Genomic DNA, 25444 nt, shown 5'->3' with positions numbered 1-25444 from the left:
GACCCCTGGTGTCACTGCTAGCCCCGACCACGCTCGCCGAGGCGCTGGACGGCCCGACCCGCTACACCACCGTCGACACCCCCGTCGGCGAACTCCTGCTCACCGGCGACGGCACCGCGCTGACCGGCCTGTACATGGGCGTCGAACACCGCCACTTCGCGGGCATCGGCCCCGACTGGGTGCCGGAGGCGTCCCCGTTCACCGAGGCCAAGGCCCAACTCGCCGCCTACTTCGCAGGCGAACTGCGCGAGTTCACCCTCCCCCTCGCCCCCCGCGGCACCCCGTTCCAACGCGAGGTGTGGACCGCCCTGACCACCATCCCCTGGGGCCACACGACCACCTACGGCCACCTGGCCCACCAACTCGGCCGCACCCCCACCGCCTCCCGAGCCGTCGGCATGGCCAACGGCCGCAACCCCATCTCCATCGTCATCCCCTGCCACCGAGTAATCGGCGCCGACGGCTCCCTGGTCGGCTACGGCGGCGGCCTCCCCGCCAAGCGCCACCTCCTCACCCTGGAGGGCTCCACCCTGATGTGACCCCAGTCGGGCAGGCCAAGGTCTCACCCGCGGCAGCACATCAGTTCGGGTGGGAACGGCAAGGGCTCCCCTGGATACAACAGTGCTGTTACATTGACCCGGTGCCCTACTCACACGGTGATCCCCGCGCGTCCGGTCTGCTTGAGGTCGGGCAGGGGAACCAGGTCTACTGGGAAGAGTCCGGCAACCCGGAAGGCAAGCCCGCGCTGGTTGTCCACGGTGGGCCCGGGTCCGGGAGCAACCGGCGGAGCAGGGAGTACTTCGACCCGGAGCGGTACCGGGTCATCCTGTTCGACCAGCGGGGGTGTGGGCGGAGCCTGCCCAACGCCGGAGATCCCACGACCGGGTTGGCGCACAACACGACCCATCACCTGGTGGCGGACATGGAGGTGTTGCGGGAACACCTGGGGGTCCAGCGGTGGTTGCTCTCCGGTGGCTCCTGGGGCTCGACCCTCACCCTGGCGTACGCGCAGAAGCACGCCGATCGGGTGAGTGAGATCGTGCTCAGCGCGGCCACGCTGTCCCGGCACGCCGACCACGAGTGGATCACCTGCGGCGTGGGTCGGTTCTTCCCCGAGGCGCTGGAGCGGTTCCGGGCCGGGGCGGGCGGGGCGGAGAACGTGATCGCCGCCTACAACGCGTTGATGGCGCACCCCGACCCCGCCGTGCGCGACAAGGCCGCCAGGGACTGGACCGCCTGGGAGGACACCGTCGTGTCCCTGGAGCCCAACGGCGGTTCCGCGCCCTACAGCAGTCGACCGGACCCGGCGCTGCACACGCTCGTCCGCCTGGTGACCCACTACTGGGCGCACGACGCGTGGCTGGGAGACGGTCAACTCCTGCGCGACGCCCACCGCCTCTCCGGGATCCCGGGCACGATCCTGCACGGCCGCCACGACATCGGCGGGCCGGTGGAGGTGGCGTGGACGCTGGCCAAGGCGTGGCCGGACGCGGAGTTGGTCGTCGTGGAGGACTCCGGGCACACCGGCAGCGACGAGTTCGACCGCCTCAAGCAGCAAGCACTCGACCGCTACGCGCTCACCCCGGCGTGACGAGCCCGGTCCGGTAGGCCACCACCACCGCCTGCGCGCGGTCGCGGACGCCGATCTTGGCCAGCACCCGCTTCACGTGCGTCTTGGCGGTCGACTCCGCGATCACCAGCACCTCGGCGATCTCGGCGTTGCTGTTGCCGTGCGCGATGAGCCGCAGCACCTGCGTCTCGCGGTCGGTCAGCCGCGCCAGCCTGGGGTCCGACACCGGGGTCGGCAGCTGCCGGACGAACCGGTCGACGAGGTCGCCGGTCACGGCCGGGTCGAGCACGCTCTCCCCCGCGGCGACCGTGCGCACCGCGTCGATCAGCCGCTCCGGGGAGGCGCGCTTGAGCAGGAACCCGCGTGCACCGGCCCGCAGCGCGCCCCAGACGTACTCGTCGTGGCGGAAGGTGGTCAGGACGAGCACCGCGACGTCCGGGCACGCGGCCAGCACCCGCTTGGTCGCCTCCACGCCGTCGACCCCGGGCATCCGGACGTCCATCAGCAGCACGTCCGGCCGGAGCTCCACGGCGGCGGCGACAGCGGCCAGCCCGTCACCGGCGTCCCCGACGACCTCGATGTCGCCCGCCGTGCCGAGCACCACCCGCACCCCGGCCAGCAGCAGCGAGTCGTCGTCGGCGAGCACGACCCGGATCACGTGAGCGGGAGCACGACCCGCAGCCGGAACCCGCCCCCGTCACCTCCCCCGTGCACCACGGAGCCGCCGAGCACCTCGGCCCGCTCGGCGATCCCGGTCAGCCCGCGCCCGACCCGGTACCCCGGCCGGGGTCCACGCCCCTGGTCGGCGACCTCCACCGCGACACCCTCCCCAGCCGACAGCACGGACACGGACGCCGACCTGGCGTGCCCGTGGGTCAACGCGTTCGTCAGCGCCTCTTGCACTATCCGGTACACCGCGAACTCCACCGGCCCCGGCAGCCCACCGACCTCGACCCGCAGGTCGACCGCCATGCCCGCCTCGGTCATCCGCGACGCCAGCCGGGTCAGGTCCGGGTCGTCGGGTCGCAGCGCCGAGAGCACGCGGTCGAGTTCGTCGAGCGCGTCGCGGCCGGTCCGCTCCACAGCGATCAGCAACTCCTTCGCCTTGGCCGGGTCCGAGTCCAGCACCACCCGGCTCGCCCCCGCCTGCACCAGCATCACGTTCACCGTGTGCCCCACCAGGTCGTGCAGCTCCCGCGCCATCCTGGTCCGCTCCTCGGCCACCGCGGCGCGGTTGAGCAGCGCCGAGCGCTCCCTGGCCCTGGCGGTCGCGAACCCCACCGCCCAGGCCAGCAACCAGAAGAACACGTTCCCGGCGATGGCCACCGCCGAGCCGGGCAGCTGCGCGTTGTAGGCGACCACCCCGGGCACCACGAGCAGCGGGCCGAACAGCGAGCGCCGCACCGAGGTGTAGGCGCCCAGCGCGTGGATCCCGATCACGTTGGCGTACGGGGCGACCGGGTCGGCGACCCCGAGCAGGCCACCCGCCATCAGCGCCGCGGTCCCCAGCAGGTACCCGCCCAGCGGCGCGCGGGTGCGCAGCGCCAGCCCGATCGACACCCCGGCGGCGAGCCAGAGCGGACCGGGGCTCACCAGGGCCATGGACACGAACGCCATGACCCCCAGGGCACCGTCGAACAGCCAGACCCGACGGTCAGACAGCCACCGCGGAACGGTCATCAGCCACACCCCTAGCCACGAGGGCCTGCCAGAAGCCCACACCCACTCCGACGACACCGACCAGGCCAAGGACCGCCACCGGCAGGACCGGGTCCGTCCAGGCGCGGCCCGCGTACGCGGTCACGGTGACCGCGGTGTACACCGCCGCGTAGCCCGCGGTCCCCACCAGCATCGTCCACAACCGCGTCCTTGTCGCCATGGCGGCACCCTCGAGCAGGACCGCCAGCACGATGAGCACCTGGATGCCGTGGATGCCGATGGCGTGCGCGAGCTTCGCGCTGCCCGCCGCGCCGAACACCAGGTCCTCCGGCACGTGCCCGGTGGTCGCGTACACCTGGTCACCGGCGGCGATCAGGTCGGTGCCGACGTAGCCCGCGACCGCGAGCGCCAGCAACCCGGCCAGCGCGGCCACCCGCGACACCGCCGTGCCCCGGAAGTCCAGGACCGCCCACACCAGAAGGAATCCCGTCGCGGCGGCGACCAGCAGTACGGTGATCCCCATGCCGCTGAACACGGCCTCGTCGAACGGGGTGGCCGAGTTGAAGTGCGACGGCGCCCCGCGCCACTTCTGCAGGGTGATCAACCCGACCTCGATCAGCGAGGACAGCCCGAACACCAGCGCGAACGGCCAGCTGAACCACCGCCGGGGCAGTTGGCGCATGACCCAGACCGAGGACCAGGTCACCAGTCCGAACGAGGCGCCGAAGACCACGGGCTTGCGCCAGGTCACCGATCCGAGCCAGGGTCCACCGTCGACCAGCGCCACCACACCGTGCACCGCGGCGGAGGCGAGCAGCAGCGCGCCGCACCACCACAGCAACACCTGCGCCGCACCGACCGGTCGCGTCGCCCACCACACGTGCTTGGCCATCCCGGCCACGCGCCCCACCAACGTCTCCACGCTTCCCCCACCAGATCCCCTGCCTGCCATGGCGTCGACGCTAGGTCGGACCCGGGTCCGGCTCGTCCCCCCGGTGGGGTAGGGCCACCCTGAGATCACCCTCAGGGTCCACAGTGGATCGACAGGTGATCGCCCGAATTGCGCCGTTCGGCCGTAGCTGTGGTTTAGACCACCGCATAGTTTGGTCCAGACCAAAGGGTGGCTAGACCGCCCGACATCGAGGAGGACCATGTCCGCGAGTAAATGGCGCGTCGCGGCGCTGCTGACCGGAGCGGCCGTCGCCGCGACGGTCGCCACGGCGCCCGCCGCGCAGGCCCACCAGCCAGACCACGGTCACGGCCACGGCCGCGCCGAGGCCAAGGTGATCGGCTACTTCACCCAGTGGGGCATCTACGCCCGCAACTTCACCATCCGCAACCTCGTCGACAACGGCTCGGCGGCGAGGCTGACGCACCTGAACTACGCGTTCGGCTTCCTCAACGAGCAGGGCGGCTGCGTCAGCGCCGACGCGTGGGCCGACTACCAGAAGCCCTTCGCCGCCGAGCAGAGCGTCGACGGGGTCGCCGACGTCGCGGGCCAGCCGCTGTCGGGAAACCTCAACCAGCTGCGCAAGCTGAAGAAGAAGTACCCGAAGCTGAAGGTCTACATCTCCCTCGGCGGGTGGTCGGGTTCGAAGTACTTCTCGAACGCCGCGCTCACCGCGGAGTCCCGCAAGGCGCACGTGACTTCCTGCATCAACCAGTGGATCAAGGGTGACATCGCGGGTCCCGGCGTCGCGGCGGGCATCTTCGACGGCATCGATGTGGACTGGGAGTGGCCCGGCAGCACCGCGGGCGAGCCCAACAACATCGTCCGGCCCGAGGACAAGGTCAACTACACCGCGCTGCTCAAGGAGTACCGCACCCAGCTCGACACGCTGCCGCGCGGCAAGCGGGACCTGACCGCGTACCTCCCGGCCAACACGCGTGAGATCAACGCGGGCTTCGAGGTCAGCAAGGTCTTGCGCTACCTGACCTTCGGCAACCTGCAGGGCTACGACTACCACGGTGGCTGGGACCCGACCACCAACCAGCAGTCGGCGCTGCGCACCGCCAAGGGCGACCCGACCCCGGCCCCCGGCTACAGCAGCCAGGTCGTGGTCGACGCGTGGGTCTCGCGCGGCGCTCCCCGGGACAAGCTCGTGCTCGGCGTGCCGTTCTTCGGTCGCGGGTGGACCGGGGTGACCAACGCCAACAACGGCCTGTACCAGAAGGCCACCGGCCCGGCCCCCGGCACCTGGGAGGCGGGCGGCGAGGACTACAAGGTCCTCAAGACCAAGGTCGGCGCGTACAAGGTGTACCGCGACGAGAAGGCCGGGCACGCCTGGCTCTTCGACGGCACCACGTTCTGGACCTACGACGACCCGATCGAGATCCGCCGCAAGGCCCGCTACATCGAGAGCCAGGGCCTGGCGGGGGCGATGATCTGGTCGCTCGACGCGGACACCAGCGACGGCGAGCTGATCAAGGCGCTGCACAAGGAACTGTCCTGTTAGGACGAGTGGCGTAACGGGGTCCCCGGCGGTTGCCCGCCGGGGACCCTTCTCGTGTAGGGCGAATGGAGTCTGTCGGCGGGCCGCGAGCTGATCTACGGTTCCCCCAACCCACCGGGGAAAGGAACCTGTGCCATGAGCGGATGGCCCCACCTGCGTTCGTCGCGGACCGTGCGGGCCGGGTTCGCGCCCGGGACGGTGGTCACCTGCGGGGTGACCGACACGGTGATCGCCGACGTCCCGGTCTCGGTGGTGTTCTTCTTCGGCCACCCGCTCGACGAGGACCGGTTGGCCGAGGGGCTGGCGACCGCGCTCGCGGCGGTCCCCGGGTTCGCGGGCAGGCTGCGCACCACCGGCGACGTGCTGGAGATCGTCTGCGACGACTCGGGCATCCCGTTCGACACCTACGACCTGGACGAGACGCTGCCCAAGGCGATCGGCCGGGTCACCCTGCCGGGCGCCGACTTCGTCGACCACGTGCAGGCACCGGCCGCGCGCCAGGGCGGCCTACCGCTGCTGACCGTCCGGTTGACCCACCTCTCGGACGGCACCTCGGCGCTGGGCTGCTCGTTCCACCACTCGGTCGGCGACCTGTCGAGCTTCATGTTCCTGGTCCGGGCCTGGTCGGCGGCCACCGAGGGCACGACCGCCCCGGAGATCACGCTGTTGACCGATCCGGACGCGTTCCTGGACTCGGTGCTGCCGCCGACCGACTCGGGGCGGCCCGGGTTCCGGCTGCCGACCCCGGAGCAGGCCGAGCGCCTCGGCGCGGAGTTCGAGGGCGCGGTGCGCGCGAACCGGACGGTGCAGGTGTACTTCACCGACGCGGAGATCGCGGCGCTGCGCGAGGACGTCAGCGCGGCGGCGGGGCAGCGGTTGTCGGTCAACGACGTGCTGTGCGGGCACATGACCTCGGTGGTGCGGACGCTGGCCGGGGACACCGAGGACGAGCGCTCGATCGCCATGCCGGTCAACGTCCGGCGGTTCCTGGGGCTGGACGCGGGGGTCATCGGCAACCTGGTCGGCGAGATGTACGTGACCTGCCCACCGAACGCCTCCGCCGCGGCGATCGCCACCCAGATCCGCGCCGCCGTCGACGACTTCCCGCGCGCGCAGCTCAACCTGCGGGCCAACCGCGCGTTCCTGGAGTCGATCGGCCGCTCCCGCCTGCGCGAGTGCGTCCCGGTCGGCTTCGACCCGGACCGCCGCACGTTCACCATCACCAACTGGAGCCGCTTCGGCATCTACGAGGTCACCTTCGGCGGCAAGCAACCGGTGTTCTTCAGCCCGACGTCGAACCTGCAACTGCCCTGGGTCTCGTGGATCGTGGAGGGCTTCGACAACCGCGGCCTCCTGTTCACCATCGCCGTCCCCGCCCGCCTGGCCACCGCCCTGCGCGGCCCCGCGGGCCGAGCAGCCCTGCACCGCTACCGCGACCCCGCCGAGGAGCTGCCCGCGCTGGCCGGGGAGGTCCGCAAACTCGCCTGACGTTCGAACACATGTTCGAACACTCTGCTACGCTGTCCCCGTGAGACGCTCCACGGTGGCCAGGTACTACCAACCCTGGCCCGCCCCCGTCCAGGCAGCGCACTACACCGACTCGACAGTGTTGTCCGACATCAGCCACTGGGTCACCGCCCTGCGCCAACAGGGGAAGGTCGCCCCGGAGGTCACCTTCACCATCACCACGGACGACCCTCCCACCGGCCTGCTCACCGACCCCACCGGCACCCACCCGCTGCCCCTCAAGGCCTTCCTGGTCCTGAGCCACCGGGGCCTGCACGTGCTGGACCCCCACACCTTCCACCGCACCTACCACTCCCCCACAGACCGGGAATGGTCCACCTGACCACGCCCCCGCCCCACACCTTGCCGCCCTACACCTCCAGACCCCCCACCCGCACCGACCACCCCCGCCCACCCCGCCGCAAACCCGCGCCTACACCTCCCGCGCACCCGGGATGAGGGTGAACGAGCCGTTCAGGAAGTGCAGTTCTACGTTGAACTCGCCTGCCGTCCGAACAAGACCGAGTCGGATGTCATCCGACAGGACATCGTTGTCGTCCAGCACGACAGCGAGAATCGGATGAGCACCCAGCGCAGGCGTGAAGTGAGTCGAGTTGGCCGCTCGGAAGAGCAGGCTGTTGATCTGCGCGAATGGGCCCCAGAACACATCCCGCTTCACCCGACCGTTGGTGACACGACAGCCCAGCGGGTTCGCGCGCAGCGAGCGCGGTTCAATCATCCACCCCGGCCCGCACACCGCCTGGAGGATCGCTACCGCCGCCCGTACGCGATCCTCCATGCCCTGGAAGTAATCAGCCGGGCTCACCGCCATCTCGCCGTCGCCGATATCGACCATGCCCGTTGCCTGCGACATCTCCATTCGAGGTGGCGGGCTTGGTTCGCGGGATTGGCTCACCCGGGCGACTTCCTCTGCGGAACCGGGTTCGATCTGCACGTCCAGTGAGCTGGCGTGGTCGAGCAAGTCCTGTGGCTGCAGCATGTACAGCCTGCACCCGGTCCGTTCGTGGAACTCGGTGGCCAGTTCGCGCCGGGGCCCACGCAGGTGGTCTCGGGACCGGGTCCACCAATCGTCCTTGGTGTCGCTGGTGATGAATAGTGTGTCCAGTGTTCGGGTTTCCGCCTCGCGGAGGAGCTGTTCCCAGACGAGGTAGTCGCCGATGCGGAGATCCGGTTCCTTGTCCTTGTCCAGATAGCCGGGTGGGCGCTGGTGCTTGATGCGATCTTCGGCTTCCACAACCGCCTTGGCGTGGTCCTCGACTGTCAACGGGTGCCCAACCCGCCGTTTGAGGACCGTGGCCAACCGGGACAGCACATGGTCTTCGTTGGTGTCGTACGTGTGTGCGGAGGCGTCGATGTCAGCCTGCGCTTCGATCGCTTGGCGCACCTCGGCATAGGCGCTCTCCAGCCGGGAATTAAGGTCGTCGCGCAGCCTGTCAGGCAAGGCGGCTTTCTTTGTCCAAGCGGAGATCGCGCTCTCGGACGAGCGGTGTGCCTTCTCCAGGGCCGTGACGGCCTCGTTGGCCGCTCCGCGAAGGGCGCCGAGGGTGGATTCGCGGTTGCGCCAGAACTCCCGCATCGCCTGGTGTGGGACCCACAGGCGGTCGCCGATTCGGCCCATCACCGACAGCAGGTCGTCGCGGGCGCTCTTGTTGTAGCGGTAGAGGTTGAGCAGGACGTTGGCATCGAGGACCACCAAGCCCTCGGTCAGCGCCTGCTGGTAGTCCCCGGTTCTCGGTGTTCGGTACTCCTCGAACCCGTCGAAGACGCCTCTGTGCGGTGAAGTGCCGTCCGTTCCCACTGCGCGCCCCCTCGTCGGTCCGAAGATCGCATCGGGGGCGGGCAGCGTTACTCCTTGCCCTCAGCGGCTTCCCGGGCGCGGGCGCGGCGCTTGCCCTCGTGCATGGCAACCACCCGCGCGACGGGAATGGTTCGGCCCTCCGCCACCAAGTCCTCCGGCAACGCCTGCGCCTCTGGCATCAGGTCGACCCAAGGATCCCCGTCCCCCAACAGGTCCAAGGCTGTCCGGATGGTGAAGTCCTGCGGTGTAACGGTTTCCAGCGCGTCCCACGTCACCGGGTACGACACGGTCACCCCCGGTCGGATGCGCGGGCTGTAAGGCGCAGCAATCGTCGCCCCGTAAGCGCGCGTCGAGTCCAGGAAGACCTTCCCCTGCCGGTCTTCCTTGATATACGCCGTGGTCGCGATGGACGGGTTCAACCGCTCGGTGCGGGCGGCGAGGGCGCGGGTGGCGGCGGCGATGTCGTCGGCTGAGGTGGCGACCAAGGGCACCAGGATGTGGACGCCCTTCGAGCCGCTGGTCTTCACCGCGCCCGTCAGCCCGTCGTTGGCGAGCGCGCGGCGCACCAGCAGGGCCGTGGCGACGACGGACTCGAACCCGGCCTCCGGTGGCGGGTCCAGGTCGAGCACCAGGTGGGTCTGCACCGACTCCCCCAGGCGGAACAGGGGCACGTGGTACTCGACAGCGCGTTGGTTGGCGAGCCAGAGCAGGGTGCGGTGGTCGTCGCAGACCACGTAGTTGATCTCGCGTTTGCTGGTCTCGGCCCACACCGGGGTCGTGCGCACCCACTCGGGCGTGTACTTCGGGGTGTTCTTCTGCATGAACGGCGGCTGCCCCGGCCGGATCCGCACGACCGACAGCGGGCGGTCACGCAGGCCCGGCAGCATCCGGTCCGCGACGGCGGCCAGGTAGTCCACCAGGGTGCGCTTGGTGGCCTCGGCACCGTCGAACAGGGGCTGGTCCAGGTTCGTCAGCGACACCCCGTCGCGGATTTCCTCGTTCGTCACCCGGTTCACTGTGCCACACGGGTGACCTGGGCAAACCCCTGTATACCGGTTCGATGTCACCCACTCGGTTTTGGCCGGGAACGGAGGTTTGCCGGATACTGGGATCGGGTAACAATTGCCGATGCGAGACTGATTCACCTGGTGACGCCATCCAGCAGAGGACCGAGGCCATGCGCGAAGACACCGTCGGGGTGCTCGACGTCGGTTGCTTCAGCGCGCACCTGGTCGTCGTGGCGGGCAAGTCGGGCGCCCCGCTGTGCCCCGTGCACTCCGACAAGGTCCGGTTGCGGCTGGACCGCTCGTACGACGCGAACGGGTGCCTGACGGAGGAAGGGGTCGACGCGATCACGGCGGCCATCACCTCCGTGCGCAGGCGGATCCGGCGGGCCGGGCTGCCGGTCGGCCGGTTCGTGCCGTTCGCGACGTCCTCGGTGCGCGACGCGGGCAACGCCGACGAGGTGGTGCGCGAGGTCGAGCGCCGCACCGGCATGACGCTGCGCACGTTCACCGGCGCCCAAGAGGCCGAGCTGGCGTACCTGGCGGCGCGGCGGTGGTCGGGGCAGCAGGGCAGGCTCACCATGCTCGACGTCGGCGGCGGGACCGTGGAGCTGGCCACCGGGTCGGCCGACCAGCCCCAGGTCGCCACGTCGCTGCCCTACGGGGCCAGGGCGCTGACCACGCTGGGCCTGGCGCACCGCGAGGACCTGGTCGAGGACCTGATCCGCGACGCGCTGACCGACCGCGACCTGGCCGCGTTGCACCGGGGCCGGGCGGTGGGTTGCTCGAAGGTGTTCGGCGGGCTGGCCAAGCTCGCGGGCCACCACACGGTGCGGGTGACCGACCTGGACCGCTGGATCCCCCGGCTGGCGGCGCTCTCGGCGCGCAGGCGGGCGAAGCTGCCGGGCATCTCCCGGCACCGCGCGAACCAGTCGCTGGCCGGTGCGGTCGCGGCGCGGGCGCTGATGGAGGTGACCGGGCACGACGCGGTCGCCGTCAGCCCCTGGTCGACCACCGAGGGGCTGCTGCTGGCGCTGCGCGAGCACCGCTCGGAACTGGTCCGCACCGACGCCGCCTGACGGGTTCATCCCGGGCCGCGGCGTTTCACCCTCGACAACCGAGGTATTCCCGGTGCATGACGGAGATGGCGGTGTGGTCGGTGGCGGTCCCGGCCGAACCCGGCCAGTTGCACCTGGCGCGGCACGCGCTGCGCGACTGGCTGACCGGGTTCGGCGTCGGCGAGAACACGTGTGACGACGCCGTCTGGTCGGCCGACGAGGCGATGAGCAACGCCATCGCCAACGGCGGCCAGGCGGACCGGAGCACCACGGTGCTCGGCGTCAGCGCCCACGTGGACGACGACGTCGTCGTGGTGACCGTGGTCGACGAGGCAGGCTGGCGCGTCCCCGCCTCCGGCGTCGTCTTGGCAGGCAGAGGCATGGCCATCGTCCGCGCCTTGGCCGAAGAGGTGAACCTCGCCGTCACCGACGGCCGCACCACCTTCACCGCCTGGTTCACCCGCGCCTGACCCGCCGACGCGGACACGATCAGTCCGTTGTGGACGAATCCGCTCGACCGTCATCCATTGTGGAAACCCCTGGGCGTTCGCCGTAGCGGGCCAGCACGGCGGCGCGGAGGTCGGTGTTGGTGCGGGGGACGGGTTCGATGAAGACCTCGGTGACGTCGTTGTGCGCGGACTGCAGTTCGCCTGCGAGGCGGACGCAGACGCGTTCGAGGTCACCCGCCGTCAGGGTGTCGTCGAAGTCAACGCGGGCGCAGACCAGGACGCTGTCGGTGCCGATGAGCATGGTTTGCAGGTCCACCACCGCGTCGACCTCCGGGGCCGCTGACAGGTGGTCGCGCACCCCGAACACCAGGTCCGGTGCCGCCTGGCGCCCGATCAGCAGCGCCGCGTTGGCTCGGCCGAGCAGGAACGCGACCCCGGCGAGCAGGACCCCGATGGCGATGGACGCCGCCCCGTCCCACACCGACGAGCCGGTGAGCTGGTGCAGCCCGACCCCGGCGAACGCGAGCAGCAAGCCGGACAACGCGGCCGTGTCCTCGTAGAACACCGTCGTCGCCGTGGGGTCGTCGCTGTAGCGCAGCTGGTGCCGGAACGTCCGCCCCTGTTCGGCCGCGTCCCGCCGCACTTGCCGCAGCGCCTGGGCCCACGACACCGTCTCCAGCACGAACGCCCCGGCCAGCACCAGGTACGCCACCAGCGGCGAGGTCTGCTCCTCCGCCTCGCCGAAGACCGTCGAGAAGCCCTCGTACAGCGCGAACATCGCCCCGGACGCGAAGATCGACACGGCGGCGAGCAGCGACCAGAAGTAGCGGGCCTTGCCGTAGCCGAACGGGTGCGCGCGGTCGGCCGGGCGCCGCGAGACGCGCAGCGCGGTCAGCAGCAGCACCTCGGTGATGGTGTCGGCGAAGGAGTGCACGGCCTCCGACAGCATCGCCGCCGAGCCGGTGACCAGGCCCGCGACCAGCTTCAGCACCGCGATCAGCAGGTTGACCGACCCGGCGAGCACCACGGTGAGGGTGCTCTCCTCCTTCTCCTGTGCCACGCGGCGATCCTAGGTCGCCGCACGGCGACCCGCTCAGGTCGCGATCTCCCCCAGTGCCCCGATGGCCGACCGCAGCTGGTCGTCGCGCAGGTAGGGCGCCGGTCCGAACCGCAGGTGCTCGCCCCGGCTGTCGGTCAGCACGCCGCGTTCGGCCAACGCGCGTTGGAATTCCGACGCGCGCGGGGAGACCAGCGACAGGAACCCGGCAAATCGCCCACTCGGGGTCTCCCGATCCCGGGTGATGACCTCGTCGGCCAGCCCCAGGTCGTCGAACGCCGAGGCCAGCACGCCGCGTTGGTGCAGCGAGACCTCCCGCAGCCGGGCGGGCGTGAGGTCCTGCTCGACGAAGAAGTCCAGCACCCGCGCGGCCCGGTAGTGGCTGGTCGGGTCGTAGGTGGACCCGGCGAACCTGGTCGCGCCGGGCCCGTAGGCGACCAGCGTGGGGTCGCGCTCGTCGGCCAAGGCGTCGAACTCGGCGAACCAGCCGGTGATCACCGGGCGGGTCTGCTGCGCGTGCGCGGGCAGCCGCAGGAAGCAGTTGCCCTCCCCCAGTTGCAGGTACTTGTAGCCGCCACCGACGATCCACGCGTCCGCCAGCCCGTCGATGTCGAACGGCACAACGCCGAGGGCGTGGTACGCGTCGACAAGCAGTTCTGCGCCATGCCGTTCACAGGCGGACGCGACCGCACCGAGTCCGGGCACGATCCGGGACGTCTCGAACAGCACGCCCGACACCAGCACCGCGGCCGTCCGGTCGTCCACTTCGGACGCCAGCCGCTCGGCCAGGGTGTCGGCCGGTTCGGCGGGGACCCGGACGATCCGGACGAACTCCTCGGCCAGCCTGCCCAGCTGCCTGCGCAGCGTGTGGAACTCGCCGTCGGTGGTGATCAGCCTGGGGCGACCGGTGATGTCGATCGCGGACAGGAACCGCACCACCAGCTCGTGGGTGTTCTGCCCGAGCGCGATGTCCCCGCCGGGATCGCCAAGCAGCTCACCGTAGGCGGCCCGCAGCCGGTCCGCCTTGGCGAACGCCCGCCCCCACTTCTCGTCGACCTCCAGCGCGGCGTCGTCGAAGGCCTCGATCTGGCCCTCCAGCGCGACATCGGGCCACGCCTGGTGCGAGTGCCCGGTCAGCAGCAGCCGGTCCGCCACGCGGAACCGGGTGTAGTGCGCGGCGAGGTCGCTCACAGCTCGCTCCGCACGGCCCACAGGTCGGGGAACGCGGGGTCGAACAGGGTGCCGCGCAGGTACGCCGCGCCTGCCGACCCGCCGGTGCCCTTCTTGGTGCCGATGGTGCGCTCGACCATCTTCACGTGCCGGTACCTCCACTCCTGGAGACCTTCGTCGAGGTCGACGAGGTATTCGGCGACGGTGGACGGCCCGCCGTCGTCGGCGTAGACGGCCAGCAGGACCCGCTGCAGCTCCTCGGAGGGCGCCACGGGCTGGCTGACGTCGCGGTCGAGCACCTCGGCGGGGACGGTGTACCCGTGCGTGCCGAGGTAGGTGAGGAACGAGTCGAACAGCGAGGGCCGGGACATGGCGCCAGCGATGCGGGCGCGCTGCTCGCCGCCCTCCAGGTAGTGCGCGAACGCCCGGCGGTCGCGGCGCCCGAGAACGGCCTCCAGCTCCCGGAACTGGGCGGACTGGAAGCCGCTGGAGGCGTCGAGGCGGGCGCGGAAGCTGGTGAACTGGCGCGGGGTCATCGTCTCCAGCACGTCGATCTGGGCGACGATCACCTTGAGGATGGTCAGCACCCGGCGCAGCACCCGGGTGGCGTGCGCGGTGTCGCCCTTGACCAGCACGGCCTGCAGGTGGGTCAGCTCGTGCAGCAGCTGCTTGAACCACAGCTCGTAGACCTGGTGGATGACGATGAACAGCAGCTCGTCGTGCTCGTCGGAGCGCGGGTGCTGGGCGTCGAGGACCTCGTCGAGGGCGAGGTAGGACGTGTAGGTGAGGGCCGCCGCTGTATCAGCGGGTCCAGTATCGGCGGGTCCAGTATCGGCGGGGCAGGCGCCAGCGAGGTCGCTGTCGGTCGGGCTGGTGTCCGCGGGGCTGGTGCCGGTCTCGGTCACGGGGTCATCGCTCCGTCGAAGTGGCGCTGGGCCTGCTCGGCCAGCGCGGGGTAGGTGTCGTGGAACAGCGCGACCGCGGCCCGCCGGTGCGGAGGTGGCGGGGCGATGCCCTCGGGTAGCTCGGGGTCGAGCAGGGCGAACTGGCGGTAGGCGTGGGTCAGCCGCACGCGTAAGCCGAAGGCGGTGGCCGGGTCGGGGTCCGGGTCGCGGTCGGTGAACTCGGTGACGAAGTCGCGGTAGCGCCGTTCCAGCGCGTCGAGGTCCCACACCCGGGTGACGAACTCGGCGAAGTCGGGCACCGCGGCGGGCGCGCCGACCAAGACGCCGGCGTGCGCGGCGACCCCCAGGTCGGCCAGCAGCGCGGCGACCTCGGCGGCGCGGTCGTGCGGGGCCAGCCAGGTGCCGTCCTGGACCGAACCGAAGCCGAGGAAGCGCAGCCTGCGCACGAGTCGCGCCCTGGCCACCCGCTGGTCCTCGGGGATGGCGTGCCAGAGCACCGTCCACTGGCCCGCCTCGCCGCCGCGGCTGCCGAGGCTGAAGATCCGGCGGTCGCCCTCGGCGAGCACGGCGGCGGCGCGCGGGGTGATCCGGTAGTGCACCATCCGGCCGTCGCGGACGCGTTCGAGCAGGTCACGGCGCACGAGCCGGGTCAGCGCGACCCGGGCGGCGCCGGGGGTGGAGCCGAACTCCCCGAGCAGCGCGACCAGGCCGCCGGACCACACGGTGGTGCGGTCGCGGGGGCGCAGGTGCGCGCCGAGGATGGTCAGCACGAGGTCCTGCGGCGCGGCGTCGAACATGGGGCGAGCTTAGTTGACACCTGAGCGGGGTCAACCGTAACGTTTTCGCCAGTGACCCCGGCCACAAGGGTGTGACGCTGGTGAAGGTCGGTATCGGACTCCCCAACACGGTCCCCGCGCGGGACGGCACGACGGTGCTCGACTGGGCCAGGCGCGCCGAGGCCGCCGGGCTCAGCACGCTCGCGGTGCTCGACCGGCTGCGCTACGACAGCGTCGACCCGTTCATCGCGTTGACCGCCGCCGGTGCGGTGACGGAGCGGATCAAGCTGGCCACGATGATCGCGATCGGCCCGCTGCGCCCGGCCGGTGTGCTGGCCAAGCAGGCCCAGTCGGTGCACGAGATCTCCGGCGGGCGGTTCACCCTCGGGTTGGGCATCGGCGCCAGGCAAGACGACTACGAGGCGGCCGGGGTCGACCCGTCCACCCGTGGGGCGACCTTGTCGTCGCAGCTCGCGCACCTGCGCGGGTCCGAAATGGACATCCTGGTGGGCGGCAGTTCCGGCTCGGCGCTGGCCCGGATGGCGCGCTACGCCGACGGATACGCCCACGGGGGCGGTCCGCCCCGCGCGTTCGCCTCCGCCGCGACCAAGGCACGGGCCGCCTGGTACGACCACGGCCGGTCCGGCGATCCCGCGCTGTGGGGCCAGGGTTACCTCGCGGTGAGCGACCCGGATCGCGGCCGGGACTACCTCAGTGACTACTACGCCTTCACCGGGCCGTTCGCCGACAAGATCGCGGCGGGGGCGTTGACCAGCGTGCGGGCGATCAAGGACTACATCCGGGGCTACGCCGACGCGGGCTGCGACGAGCTGATCCTGTTCCCGACCACGCTCGACGTCGCCGACATCGACCGACTGGCCGAGGCGCTCTGATGGACGTCTCGATCCTCGGCGCCGGGCCCGCCGGGCTCTACCTGGCGATCCTGCTTCGCAAAGCGGGCCACGGGGTCACCGTGCACGAGCGCAACGCGCCGGACGCGACCTTCGGGTGGGGCGTGGTGTTCTCCGAGGAGACGCTGGGGGCGCTGCGCGAGGCCGACCCGCCGACGCACCTGGAGATCACCGACTCGTTCGCCCGCTGGTCGACCATCGACATCCGGCACCGGGGCGAGGTCGTGCGCTCCACCGGCCACTCGTTCACCGCGATCGCCCGGCGGCACCTGCTGGCGATCCTGCAGGCCAGGGCCACCGAGCTGGGTGCGGACCTGCGGTTCGAGTCCGAAGTGGACGAACCGCCTGCCGCCGACCTGCGGGTCGCGGCCGACGGGGCCAACAGCAAGACCCGGCAACGCCACTTCCGGGCCTCGGTGTCCACCCAGGGCGGCAAGTACGTGTGGTTCGGCACCGACCTGGTGCTCGACGCGTTCACCTTCGCCTTCCGGGAGACCGAGTTCGGCCTGTTCCAGGCGCACGCGTACCCGTTCGACGAGCACACCAGCACCTGGATCGTGGAGTGCGCGGAACCGGTGTGGCGGCGCGCGGGGCTCGACACCGCGTCGGAGGCGGAGAGCATCGCGTTCTGCGAGCGCCTCTTCGCCGACGACCTGGCCGGGTCGCGGCTGCGCTCGAACCGCTCGCAGTGGCTGGACTTCCCGTTGATCCGGTGCGGGAGCTGGCACAAGGGGAACCTGGTGCTGCTGGGCGACGCCGCGCACACCGCGCACTTCTCCATCGGGTCCGGCACGAAGCTGGCGATGGAGGACGCGATCGCGCTGGCGAACTCGTTGGAGCGGACGCCGTCGCTGGAGGCCGCGCTCACCGACTACGAACTCGAACGACAGCCCGCCGTCGAACGGTTCCAGCAGGCGGCGGCGGAGAGCGCGGCGTACTTCGGGCGGACGGCCAACTACACGTCGTTCGAACCGGTCCAGTTCGCGGTCAACCTGCTCACGCGCAGCGGTCGCGTCTCCCACGCCAACCTGGCGCAACGGGATCCCCGGCTGGTGCGGCGGGTCGACTCGTGGATCGCGGGCCGGGCCATCGCGCCGCCGCCGGTGTTCGCCCCGTTCGGCGGGTTCGCCAACCGGTTGGTGGCCGAAGCGTCCACACCGGACGATGCGGCACGCAAGGCCGCCGACGGGTACGGGCTCGTCCTGACCGGGCCTGTCGCGGTAACAGACCAGGGGCGGCTGGCGGACTCCCTTCCTTTGCCCGCGTGGCAAGGGATCGATGCGCCACTGGGGGTTCGGCTCACGCACGCGGGCGCTCGGGCAGCAGCCACTCCCCCGGCCGCCGCGTCCCCTATCCCCTACGGCCCTGGCGCGCCGGTGCCGGTAGAGCTGGCGGACCTGGACGCGGTCAGGCAAGCGTTTGCCGACCACGCCGCGCAGGCGGCCGAGGCCGGGTTCGCCTTGCTGGAACTGGACATGGCGGAGGGACACCTGCTCGCCGGGTTCCTCTCACCGTTGACGAACAAGCGCACCGACGAGTGGGGCGACCGGCACAAGTTCCCGCTGTCGGTGCTGGACGCCGTTCGGGCGGCCTTCCCCCGGACCTTGTCCGTCCGGCTGGCGGTGACGGACTGGGCGCCGCGCGGGACGAGCGTGGCCGACGGGATCGCGTTCGCCCGGCAGTTGCACGCGCACGGCACGGACCTGGTGCACGTCCGCGCGGGCCACACGACGCCGGACTTCCGCCCGGAGTACCGGCGCGGGTACCTGACGACGCTGTCGGACCGGGTGCGCAACGAGGCGGGCATCCCGACGCTCGTCGGCGGATACCTGACCACGCTCGACGAGGTCAACACGGTCGTCGCGGCGGGCAGGGCTGACCTGTGCGTGCTCACGGAGGCGCCGTGAGCCACCAGTTCGCCGACCTCACCTCACCACAAGCCGCCGCACTGCGGGAGAACACGACCGTTCTGCTGCTGCCGGTCGGCGCGGTGGAACCACACGGTCCGCACGCGCCACTGGACACCGACCCGATCATCTCCGCAGGCATGTGCGCGCGGGCGGCGGACCTGTTCGCCGACGACCCGGCGATCACGGTGAAGATCCTGCCCACGCTCTCTTACGGGGTGACCGAGTTCGGGTCGGCGTTCGCGGGAGCGGTCGGGATCAGCGCGGAGACGCTGCACGCGCTGGTGGTCGAGATCTGCTCGTCATTGGCCGCCCAGGGCTTCCCCCGGGTGGTCATCGTCAACAACCACTTCGAGCCCGGCCACGTGAGCGCGCTGCGGACAGCGGTGAAGACCCTGGCCGACAAGGAAATCCAGACGTCCTATCTCGACCTGCTGCGCCGCGCGGCCGTCGCCCGGTTGACCGAGGAGTTCCAGTCCGGGTCCTGCCACGCGGGCCGCTACGAGACCTCGCTCGTGCTCGCCGACCACCCACACCTGGTCGATACCGCAGCCATGGCAAGCCTTCCGCCGGTGCGGGTCGACATGCCCGCCGCGATGGGTGCTGGGGCGCACGGCTTCCACGAGATGGGCATGACCGACGCCTACTGCGGCGCCCCGGCGGAGGCCAGCGCCGCCGAGGGGCACGACACGTTCGCCCGGCTGACCGACCTGCTGGTCGAGGCCATCCGGGCCGCCTGCCACGACCACGTGCGTTGAGAGGAGCCCGGTGCCCACCCAGCTCAACCTCGCCGACCACTTCCTGGACCGCAACCTCGACCTCGGCCGGTCGGACCGCCCAGCCCTGCTCGGCCCGACCGGCCCCACCTCGTACGCCGACCTCGCCGGGCTCACCAACCGGATCGGCAACGTGCTGCTCTCGTTCGGGGTCCGGCCAGGGGATCGGGTGCTACTAGCCCTGTCCGACGGCGTGGAGTTCGTCGCCTCCTGGTACGCGGCGCAGAAGGTCGGTGCCGTCACCGCCGAGGTCTACACGTTCTTGACGGCCAAGGACTACGCGTACTTCCTCGGGTACACCGAGGCCACGGTGGTGATCGCGGACTCGTTGACGCTCGATCGCCTGCGCGAGGCGGGGATCGCCGACCGGGTCGTGCTGGTGGTCGGCGGACAGGAGTTACGCGACAACGAACACGACCTCGATGCCCTGGCCGCCGGAGCCGAGTCCACTTTGGATGTGGTGCCGCGCGGTGCTGACGACGTGGTGTTGTGGAAGTTCACCACGGGGAGCACCGGGGCGCCGAAAGCCTGCCCGCACGGGTTCCAGAGTCCGCTCAACAGCCACGAGTGGTACGCACGCGGCGTGCTGGGGCTGACCGAGGACGACATCGTGTTGCCGGTGCCGAAGCTCTTCTTCGGCTACGCACGCGACCTGACCGCGCTGTTCCCGTTCGGTGTCGGCGGGGCCGGGATCGTGTTCCCGGAACGCACCACGCCGGAGCGGGTGTTCGCGTTGATCGCCGAGCACCGGCCGACCGTGCTGGTCAACGTGCCGACGATGATGGCCGCGATGATCGCGCACCCGCTGGCCGCCGACCAGGACCTGAGCTGCCTGCGGCTGTGCACATCGGCGGGCGAGGCGCTGCCGCCCGAGCTGCACCGCAAGTGGGACAACACCTTCGGCGTCGAGGTGATCGACGGGATCGGCTCGTCGGAGGCGTACCACATCTACATCTCCAACCGGCCGGGCACGGCGCGGTCGGGCAGCATCGGCTCGCTGGTGCCCGGCTACACGGCCCGGGTGGTCGACCCGGACGGGAGCGACGTCCCCGACGGCGAGGTGGGGACCCTGGAGATCACCGGGGCCACCGTGGCGTCCGGGTACGTCGGCGATCCCGCGAAGTCGGCCGTCACCTTCCCCGGTGGCGACACCGTCCACACGGGAGACTTGGTTTCGCGGGACCCTGACGGCGAGTTCCACTACCGGGGGCGCGCGGACGACCTGTTGAAGGTCAGCGGGATCTGGGTCGCCCCGAGCGAGATCGAGCACTGCCTGATCGGGCACCCGGACGTCGTGGAGTGCGCCGTCCTCGGGCACAACCGCGACGGGTTGATCCGGCCGTACGCGTTCGTGGTGGTCACCGGGGAGGCCACCGAGGAAGACCTGCGGCTGTACGTCCGGGAGCGGTTGTCACCGCACAAGACCCCCGAACGAGTGGTCTTTGTGGACACTCTCCCGCGTACCACGAACGGCAAGCTCGACCGCAGGGCGTTGCGCGCGTTGGATGTGTCCCTATGAGACGGGTCGTGGTCACCGGCGGTACCCGGGGCATCGGCGCGGCCGTGGCCGCCCGGTTCCGCGCCGCGGGCGACGAGGTGTTCGCACTGGGGCGAGCCGACTGCGACATCACCGACGAGGCGGCGGTGACGGCGCTGTTCGCCGACCTGGGACCGGTCGACGTGCTGGTGAACAACGCCGGGATCGCGTCGAGCGCGCCGCTGGGCAAGACCACGGTGGCGCAGTGGCGCACGCAGCACGACGTGAACGCGCTGGGCGGGTTCTTGTGCACGCGGGCGGTGTTACCGGGGATGCTGGAGCGCGACAGCGGCCGGGTCGTGTTCGTGGCGTCGACGGCGGGCAAGGTCGGCCAGCGCTACACCGCCGCGTACTCGTCGGCCAAGCACGCCGCGATCGGGCTGATGCGCGCGGTCGCCGCCGAGGTCGCCGGGACAGGGGTGACGTCGAACGCGGTCTGCCCGACGTTCACCCGCACCGACATCGCCGCCGAGGCGGTGCGCACCATCGTCGACCGCACCGGCCGCACCCCGGGCGACGCGGAGGCCGCGCTGGCGTCGGCGTCGCCACTGGGGCGGCTGCTGGAGCCGGACGAGGTGGCGTTCGCGGTGGAGTTCCTGGCCGCGCCGCACGCGGGCGCGGTCAACGGGCAGTCGCTCGTGCTCGACGGAGGAGGAGTCCAGTGACCGGTGTTGGAGGGATTCGATGAGCCCGTTCCGGGCGTCGCCTGGGGTGACCGGCGAGTGGGGCCACTTCGGGTTCACCGTGGTGGACGGGGTCGCGACGGTGACCCTGGACCGACCGGAGAAGCTGAACGCGCTGACCTTCGACGTCTACGCGGACCTGCGCGACCTGGTGGCCGAGCTGCCGCACCGCGGTGACGCGAAGGTGTTGGTGCTCCAGGGAACCGGGCGCGGCTTCTGCTCGGGCGGCGACGTCGAGGAGATCATCGGCGAGCTCCAGTCGATGGCGGCGGCCGAGCTGCTGGAGTTCACCCGGATGACCGGCGCGGTCGTGCGCGCGCTGCGGGAGTGCCCGATGCCGGTGATCGCGGCGGTGAACGGGGTCGCTGCGGGCGCGGGGTCGGTGCTGGCGCTGGCGGCGGATTTCCGGTTGCTGGCGAAGGAGGCGACGTTCGCGTTCCTGTTCACCAAGGTCGGGCTCGCCGGGGCGGACATGGGATCGGCCTACCTGCTGCCGCGCCTGATCGGCCTCGGTCGGGCGACGGAGTTGCTGATCCTGGGCGAGAAGGTCGACGCGGCCCGGGCCGAGCAGTTGGGCTTGGGGACGGTCGTGGACGACTTGCCCGCCGCTGCCGCGTCCCTGGCGCGCAGGCTCTCGGAGGGGCCGGCGTTGGCGTACTCGATGACGAAGGTTCTGTTGACGCGCGAGCAGGACCTGGACCTCGCGTCGTCGATCGAACTGGAGGCGATCAGCCAGGCCCTGCTGATGAAGTCCACCGACCACGCCGAGTTCTACGCGGCCTGGTCGGCTGGGCGCAAGCCGGTGTGGCGGGGCCGATGACTCCACACAGGATCGTCACCGCCCCCGACCTGGCGCCGCCGGTCGGCTTCGCCCACGCCGTCGTCGCCGCGCCGGGGAGCACCGTTCACCTCGGTGGTCAGACGGCGCAGGACAGCACGGGCGCGATCGTCGGCTCGGGCATGGCCGCTCAGTTCGACCAAGCCGCGGGCAATGTCGTGCTGGCGTTGGAGGCCGCGGGGTCCCGGGCCGAGCACCTGGTGTCGTTCATCATCTACGTCACCGATGTCGCCGCGTACAAGGCAGCGCTGCCGGAGCTGGGGCCGTTGTGGCGCAAGCACTTCGGCCGTCACTACCCAGCGGTGGCGCTGCTCGGCGTGACCCAACTCTTCGACGACGAAGCGATGATCGAACTGGTCGCGACCGCCGTCATCCCCGCCGCGGAAGGTGCCCCTGATGACCGAGCTGGATGAGCTGGGCGCGCGGTGCGCGGAGCTGGCTCAAGGTCCACTGAGGACAGCGGCGGAGAGCGGTACGCCGGGGCGGTTGAACCGGGGGCTGCTCAAGGCGTTGGCTGAACACGGTGTGCTGGCGGAGATCTTCGACCGGCCCGCCAAAGCGGTGGTGCTGTGCGCGATCCGGGAGGCGCTCGCCCGGCACTGCACGGAAGCGGAGACGGCGTTCGCGTTGCAGGGGTTGGGCGCGTATCCGATCGTGCTGGCGGGCAGTCAGGAATTGGTTGACGCGTGGATCCCCCGGATCGCCGCCGGTGACGCTGCTGTCGGGTTCGCCCTGACCGAGCCGGGAGCGGGCTCCGACGCGGCCCACCTGAGCCTGCGCGCCGTCCCCGACGGCGACGACTTCCTGCTGACCGGCGAGAAAACCTACATCTCGCACGCCCCCGAGGCCGACGTCTACTCCGTGTTCGCCCGCACCAGCGACACCGGCGCCAAGGGCATCACCGCGTTCGCCGTCCCCCGCGACACCCCGGGACTCGACGGCGACCCGCTGGACCTGATCTCGCCCCACGCCATCGGCCGCCTGCGCTTCACCGACGCCCGCGTCCCCCGCGCCAACATCCTCGGCGACCTCGACGGCGGCTGGACCGTGGCCATGCGCACCCTGGACATGTTCCGCCCCAGCGTCGGCGCCTTCGCCGTCGGCATGGCCCAGGCCGCCCTCGACGCCGCCGTCACCCACGCCACCCACCGCGAGGCCTTCGGCAAACCCCTGTCCGCCTTCCAGGGCATCACCCACCAACTGGCCGACGTCGCCACCCGCCTGCACGCCGCCCGCCTCCTAGTCCACGACGCCGCCACCGCCTACGACGCCGCCCCCGGCACCACCGCCGCCCGCTCCGCCATGGCCAAGCTCTTCGCAACCGAAACAGCCCAACAAGCCGTAGACCTGGCCATCCAGGTCCACGGCGCCCAAGCCCTGGAACGCGGCCACCTCCTCGAACACCTCTACCGAGAAGTCCGCGCCCCCCGCATCTACGAAGGCACCTCAGAAATCCAACGCGAAATCATCGCCCGCAGCCTCTTCCGCCGCTGATCACGGGGCCAGGTAGTCACGCAGGTACTCGTGCCGGAACCGGTAGCCATCGCCCGTCTTGCGCAACACCCCTCGCCGATGCGCGTCGCGGAGGAACTCCTCAGGCCGCCACGGCACACGCCCGAGCAGCGCAGCCATGGCGTAGTTGAGGTAACGCAGGAGCGGTAGCAGGAAGATGACCAGCAAAACCACGGCCCCCATGGCCGCGTACCCGATCAGGACCTCGACACTGTTCGACGCCAACACCAGAAGCACCACCGGTGCGGCTATCACGACAGCGACAGCCAGAGCCGGATAGATCCATCGCGCCTTCCGCACCGTTTCAGGACCGGCCCGCGCGCTGATGCCACCCACCGCGACCAGACCAACAAGAGTCGCTACGGCCACAGGGATGTGCCACCACGTCATCGACCCGACAATCACAGCAACGCCGGGGAAGCCGGTAAACAGAGCCATACCCCAGGACACCTTGCCCATCAACGCGCCAACGCAGACGAGGGTCACGAGAAAGGTCGCGGCCAACGCGAACGCGGTCAACGCGGTCGGCGGCAGCAGGCCGCGAGATGCCCAGCCGATCAGCCCCGCGATCGCCGATGCTCCGACGGCGGTGTGCCAACCGATCGCGGGGAGGTTCCGGTTCGTCAAGCTGTGGTACTGGGAGTCGACCGCCAGCGGGGTCAGCCACTTGAGGGCCTGCGCCGTCGTGTAGCGGGATGTGGTGTGCGACCACAGGCGTTCGTCGTACATACTGGGGATGTAGCGGCTGAGTAGATGCTTTTCTATCGCGGCTTTCGACGAGAACGTGGTCAGTTCAGTCGGGTCGGTCGACGGATCGCGGTAGGCGTTGCGGGCCAAGTAGGCCATCAGCGGCCTGCGGAGGACCTTGGCGAGATCACCCTCGGGATCCTCGACGCAGTGTTCGACGACCGCACTCCACCGGTTCGATGGCAACGCGCTGCTGCTGAGGTAGACCGCGACATCCTTGGTCTCCAGCGGCTGCACCTCCACCACGGTGGCGCCCACCATCTGTTCGCCGTAGGCGGCGACCGCTTCCAGGTACTCCTTGACACGGCACGCGACGACGCAGGGCCGAACCCCACCCGACCACTGGGAGATTGTTTCCACAGCGGTCTTGTGCCGCTTGGGTTGCAGTTCGTCCAAACCATCGAGCACCGGCAAGACCTTGCCTCGGTCGAACAACACCGCCGCGGTCTTGGCGGACACGCCCCACTGCTTCGCGACCTCCCCGACGATCCACTTGGGCAGGTTGCTGTTGGGCCACGCGGAGAGGTCGAGCATGACGGGCACGGGGTCGCCGGGGCTGTGGTTGCGGGCCAACGCCTCCACCAAGACCATGAGCAGCGATGTCTTGCCCGCACCGGGCGCGCCCACGACGACCAGGAGCGGGTGCTTGAGCTCCCGCCACCGGCTTTCGACCTCGGTGATGTCGCCGCTGCCCCGGTCCCGCAGCACGCGCCCCTCAACGGTGCCCGCACCCACGGTCGACCACCGGGTCATGAGCGGCCGGTCGATACCGCGGGTGGTCAACTCATCGCGCCACCGGCGGGCGGTATCGCCTGCGACAGCCGCGAGAGTCTCGTCCAGCGGCGGAACGGCCCGCATTTGGAGGATGAGTGAGATGAGACCGAGCGCCAGTGACAAGAACCCCATCACCGCGCCGACGATGCTCGACGTCTTGTCGCCGACATCCATCCTGCCGCCGGTCAGCATGTACCCGGCGTAGACAAGGGCGATGGTGCCCACCACGACGAGCCCGAGAGCGATCCGGCGGCGTTGTGCGGTTCTCACGCAGGTGTGCCTCCAGGACCAGTGGTCGCCAGCGGGAATGATCTTACCATCGGCGCGGGAGCA

General features: G+C 70.7%; 25 protein-coding genes. 15 read left to right on the top strand and 10 right to left on the bottom strand.

All coding sequences use genetic code 11. The features are described 5' to 3' along the window. Window positions 1–14 precede the first annotated feature (14 nt). On the top strand, window positions 15–539 hold the full coding sequence (locus tag LV79_RS27995) for a methylated-DNA--[protein]-cysteine S-methyltransferase (protein ID WP_253841868.1): 525 nt from the start codon (window positions 15–17) through the stop codon (window positions 537–539). A gap of 101 nt (window positions 540–640) precedes the next feature. Continuing rightward, entirely contained in the window at window positions 641–1591 is a 951-nt protein-coding gene (pip, locus tag LV79_RS27990) for a prolyl aminopeptidase (RefSeq protein WP_253841278.1), read from the top strand. Here the strand turns inward: pip and LV79_RS27985 are convergent. From LV79_RS27985 to LV79_RS27975, 3 genes are read right to left on the bottom strand one after another with little or no spacing between them, the layout of a single operon-like run. Then, entirely contained in the window at window positions 1578–2228 is a 651-nt protein-coding gene (locus LV79_RS27985) for a response regulator (protein ID WP_253841277.1), read from the bottom strand. The genes pip and LV79_RS27985 overlap by 14 nt on opposite strands. Continuing rightward, a complete protein-coding gene (locus tag LV79_RS34665; protein WP_253841276.1) occupies window positions 2225–3250 on the bottom strand; it encodes a sensor histidine kinase in 1026 nt (341 codons plus the stop codon). The genes LV79_RS27985 and LV79_RS34665 overlap by 4 nt, the downstream gene beginning before the upstream one ends. After that, the gene (locus tag LV79_RS27975; protein ID WP_253841275.1) at window positions 3225–4151 is read right to left on the bottom strand and encodes a hypothetical protein; all 927 of its coding nucleotides are present in this window, start codon (window positions 4149–4151) and stop codon (window positions 3225–3227) included. The genes LV79_RS34665 and LV79_RS27975 overlap by 26 nt, the downstream gene beginning before the upstream one ends. 229 nt (window positions 4152–4380) lie before the next feature. Between LV79_RS27975 and LV79_RS27970 the strand changes: the two genes are divergently transcribed. The 3 genes from LV79_RS27970 to LV79_RS27960 all read left to right on the top strand — a co-directional run bounded on the left by LV79_RS27970 (window position 4381) and on the right by LV79_RS27960 (window position 7531). Beyond that, window positions 4381–5685: a glycoside hydrolase family 18 protein gene (locus LV79_RS27970; RefSeq protein ID WP_253841274.1), complete on the top strand. Its 1305-nt coding sequence runs from the start codon at window positions 4381–4383 to the stop codon at window positions 5683–5685. A 132-nt stretch (window positions 5686–5817) separates the two neighbouring features. Continuing rightward, the gene (locus LV79_RS27965) at window positions 5818–7170 is read left to right on the top strand and encodes an acyltransferase (RefSeq protein WP_253841273.1); all 1353 of its coding nucleotides are present in this window, start codon (window positions 5818–5820) and stop codon (window positions 7168–7170) included. Window positions 7171–7210: 40 nt separating this feature from the next. Continuing rightward, a complete protein-coding gene (locus LV79_RS27960) occupies window positions 7211–7531 on the top strand; it encodes a hypothetical protein (RefSeq protein WP_253841272.1) in 321 nt (106 codons plus the stop codon). A gap of 90 nt (window positions 7532–7621) precedes the next feature. Here the strand turns inward: LV79_RS27960 and LV79_RS27955 are convergent, their stop codons facing one another. Continuing rightward, window positions 7622–9007, bottom strand: a complete 1386-nt coding sequence (locus tag LV79_RS27955; protein ID WP_253841271.1) for a PIN-like domain-containing protein — start codon at window positions 9005–9007, stop codon at window positions 7622–7624. 47 nt (window positions 9008–9054) lie between these two features. After that, window positions 9055–10014, bottom strand: a complete 960-nt coding sequence (locus LV79_RS27950; RefSeq protein ID WP_253841270.1) for a DNA polymerase domain-containing protein — start codon at window positions 10012–10014, stop codon at window positions 9055–9057. A gap of 170 nt (window positions 10015–10184) precedes the next feature. Here LV79_RS27950 and LV79_RS27945 point away from each other — a divergent pair, with 170 nt between their 5' ends. After that, window positions 10185–11090, top strand: coding sequence for a Ppx/GppA phosphatase family protein (locus tag LV79_RS27945; protein ID WP_253841269.1), 906 nt, complete (start codon window positions 10185–10187; stop codon window positions 11088–11090). A gap of 56 nt (window positions 11091–11146) precedes the next feature. Continuing rightward, the gene (locus LV79_RS27940; protein WP_253841268.1) at window positions 11147–11539 is read left to right on the top strand and encodes an ATP-binding protein; all 393 of its coding nucleotides are present in this window, start codon (window positions 11147–11149) and stop codon (window positions 11537–11539) included. A 19-nt stretch (window positions 11540–11558) separates the two neighbouring features. Here LV79_RS27940 and LV79_RS27935 read toward each other — a convergent pair whose 3' ends face one another. The 4 genes from LV79_RS27935 to LV79_RS27920 are packed head-to-tail and all read right to left on the bottom strand — an operon-like array spanning window position 11559 to window position 15447. Continuing rightward, the gene (locus tag LV79_RS27935) at window positions 11559–12578 is read right to left on the bottom strand and encodes a cation diffusion facilitator family transporter (RefSeq protein WP_253841267.1); all 1020 of its coding nucleotides are present in this window, start codon (window positions 12576–12578) and stop codon (window positions 11559–11561) included. Window positions 12579–12611: 33 nt separating this feature from the next. Next, complete coding sequence (locus tag LV79_RS27930; RefSeq protein ID WP_253841266.1) at window positions 12612–13766, bottom strand: aminotransferase class V-fold PLP-dependent enzyme; 1155 nt, start codon at window positions 13764–13766, stop codon at window positions 12612–12614. Next, window positions 13763–14650, bottom strand: coding sequence for a tryptophan 2,3-dioxygenase (locus LV79_RS27925; RefSeq protein ID WP_253841265.1), 888 nt, complete (start codon window positions 14648–14650; stop codon window positions 13763–13765). Before LV79_RS27925 ends, LV79_RS27930 begins: the two co-directional genes overlap by 4 nt. Then, the gene (locus LV79_RS27920) at window positions 14647–15447 is read right to left on the bottom strand and encodes a PaaX family transcriptional regulator (RefSeq protein WP_253841264.1); all 801 of its coding nucleotides are present in this window, start codon (window positions 15445–15447) and stop codon (window positions 14647–14649) included. Before LV79_RS27920 ends, LV79_RS27925 begins: the two co-directional genes overlap by 4 nt. An 80-nt stretch (window positions 15448–15527) precedes the next feature. Here LV79_RS27920 and LV79_RS27915 point away from each other — a divergent pair, with 80 nt between their 5' ends. Genes LV79_RS27915 through LV79_RS27880 form a run of 8 tightly spaced genes read left to right on the top strand, consistent with a single transcriptional unit; the run spans window position 15528 to window position 23572 of the window. Next, window positions 15528–16319: an LLM class flavin-dependent oxidoreductase gene (locus LV79_RS27915; RefSeq protein ID WP_253841263.1), complete on the top strand. Its 792-nt coding sequence runs from the start codon at window positions 15528–15530 to the stop codon at window positions 16317–16319. Continuing rightward, the gene (locus LV79_RS27910; protein WP_253841262.1) at window positions 16319–18244 is read left to right on the top strand and encodes an FAD-dependent monooxygenase; all 1926 of its coding nucleotides are present in this window, start codon (window positions 16319–16321) and stop codon (window positions 18242–18244) included. Before LV79_RS27915 ends, LV79_RS27910 begins: the two co-directional genes overlap by 1 nt. Further along, window positions 18241–19002: a creatininase family protein gene (locus LV79_RS27905; protein ID WP_253841261.1), complete on the top strand. Its 762-nt coding sequence runs from the start codon at window positions 18241–18243 to the stop codon at window positions 19000–19002. Before LV79_RS27910 ends, LV79_RS27905 begins: the two co-directional genes overlap by 4 nt. Window positions 19003–19012: 10 nt before the next feature. Beyond that, on the top strand, window positions 19013–20539 hold the full coding sequence (locus LV79_RS27900) for a benzoate-CoA ligase family protein (protein WP_253841260.1): 1527 nt from the start codon (window positions 19013–19015) through the stop codon (window positions 20537–20539). Next, complete coding sequence (locus tag LV79_RS27895; protein ID WP_253841259.1) at window positions 20536–21222, top strand: SDR family NAD(P)-dependent oxidoreductase; 687 nt, start codon at window positions 20536–20538, stop codon at window positions 21220–21222. Before LV79_RS27900 ends, LV79_RS27895 begins: the two co-directional genes overlap by 4 nt. A 19-nt stretch (window positions 21223–21241) precedes the next feature. Further along, window positions 21242–22060 (top strand): enoyl-CoA hydratase family protein, encoded by an 819-nt coding sequence (locus tag LV79_RS27890; RefSeq protein ID WP_253841258.1) that lies wholly within the window; start codon window positions 21242–21244, stop codon window positions 22058–22060. Beyond that, a complete protein-coding gene (locus LV79_RS27885) occupies window positions 22057–22491 on the top strand; it encodes a RidA family protein (RefSeq protein WP_253841257.1) in 435 nt (144 codons plus the stop codon). The genes LV79_RS27890 and LV79_RS27885 overlap by 4 nt, the downstream gene beginning before the upstream one ends. Then, window positions 22475–23572 (top strand): acyl-CoA dehydrogenase family protein, encoded by a 1098-nt coding sequence (locus LV79_RS27880; protein ID WP_253841256.1) that lies wholly within the window; start codon window positions 22475–22477, stop codon window positions 23570–23572. The genes LV79_RS27885 and LV79_RS27880 overlap by 17 nt, the downstream gene beginning before the upstream one ends. Here LV79_RS27880 and LV79_RS27875 read toward each other — a convergent pair whose 3' ends face one another. Further along, window positions 23573–25381 (bottom strand): NACHT domain-containing protein, encoded by a 1809-nt coding sequence (locus LV79_RS27875; protein WP_253841255.1) that lies wholly within the window; start codon window positions 25379–25381, stop codon window positions 23573–23575. Window positions 25382–25444: the final 63 nt, after the last annotated feature.

The organism is Actinokineospora globicatena (assembly GCF_024171945.1).
GTDB classification, from domain to species: domain Bacteria; phylum Actinomycetota; class Actinomycetes; order Mycobacteriales; family Pseudonocardiaceae; genus Actinokineospora; species Actinokineospora globicatena.
Note: the sequence above shows the minus strand (reverse complement) of the source record. Positions and strands in the feature narration are given on the sequence as shown.

What these genes read in the sequence shown, in the direction of transcription:
- LV79_RS34665 (WP_253841276.1), bottom strand. Translation starts at nt 3,250, where the DNA reads ATGACCGTTCCGCGGTGGCTGTCTGACCGTCGGGTCTGGCTGTTCGAC.
- LV79_RS27970 (WP_253841274.1), top strand. Translation starts at nt 4,381, where the DNA reads ATGTCCGCGAGTAAATGGCGCGTCGCGGCGCTGCTGACCGGAGCGGCC.
- LV79_RS27965 (WP_253841273.1), top strand. Translation starts at nt 5,818, where the DNA reads ATGAGCGGATGGCCCCACCTGCGTTCGTCGCGGACCGTGCGGGCCGGG.
- LV79_RS27945 (WP_253841269.1), top strand. Translation starts at nt 10,185, where the DNA reads ATGCGCGAAGACACCGTCGGGGTGCTCGACGTCGGTTGCTTCAGCGCG.
- LV79_RS27940 (WP_253841268.1), top strand. Translation starts at nt 11,147, where the DNA reads ATGACGGAGATGGCGGTGTGGTCGGTGGCGGTCCCGGCCGAACCCGGC.
- LV79_RS27920 (WP_253841264.1), bottom strand. Translation starts at nt 15,447, where the DNA reads ATGTTCGACGCCGCGCCGCAGGACCTCGTGCTGACCATCCTCGGCGCG.
- LV79_RS27910 (WP_253841262.1), top strand. Translation starts at nt 16,319, where the DNA reads ATGGACGTCTCGATCCTCGGCGCCGGGCCCGCCGGGCTCTACCTGGCG.
- LV79_RS27895 (WP_253841259.1), top strand. Translation starts at nt 20,536, where the DNA reads ATGAGACGGGTCGTGGTCACCGGCGGTACCCGGGGCATCGGCGCGGCC.
- LV79_RS27890 (WP_253841258.1), top strand. Translation starts at nt 21,242, where the DNA reads ATGAGCCCGTTCCGGGCGTCGCCTGGGGTGACCGGCGAGTGGGGCCAC.
- LV79_RS27885 (WP_253841257.1), top strand. Translation starts at nt 22,057, where the DNA reads ATGACTCCACACAGGATCGTCACCGCCCCCGACCTGGCGCCGCCGGTC.
- LV79_RS27880 (WP_253841256.1), top strand. Translation starts at nt 22,475, where the DNA reads ATGACCGAGCTGGATGAGCTGGGCGCGCGGTGCGCGGAGCTGGCTCAA.